The sequence below is a fragment of the Caballeronia sp. AZ7_KS35 genome, from assembly GCF_023631045.1.
Classification (GTDB): Bacteria; Pseudomonadota; Gammaproteobacteria; order Burkholderiales; family Burkholderiaceae; genus Caballeronia; species Caballeronia zhejiangensis.
The window spans coordinates 1-266 of sequence record NZ_JALQDV010000107.1; the positions used below are offsets into that span (position 1 = coordinate 1).

The window sequence follows — 266 nt, forward strand, 5'->3', positions numbered from 1 at the left end:
GTCGATACCGCCGCCGATCTGATCCGTGAAGTCGGTCTTGAGCAGATTGGGAATGCCGCACGCGAACTCGACGATCTCGATGCCGCGCATCACTTCGCCCTTGGCGTCGCTGAACACCTTGCCGTGCTCGCGCGTAATGATCTCGGCGAGTTCGTCGTGATGTTCGTCGAGCAGTTGCTTGAACTTGAAGAGCACGCGCGCACGCTTGATCGGCGCGGTTTCACTCCATTCGGGGAAAGCGGCTTTCGCGGCGGCTACGGCGGCAT

At 60.9% G+C, this 266-nt stretch carries 1 protein-coding gene; it reads right to left on the reverse strand.

Features of this window, described 5'->3' with window-relative positions; all coding sequences use genetic code 11:
• The coding region (locus tag NCT05_RS36700) for an aldehyde dehydrogenase family protein (protein WP_250504806.1) at positions 1–266 on the reverse strand (266 nt) is incomplete at both ends.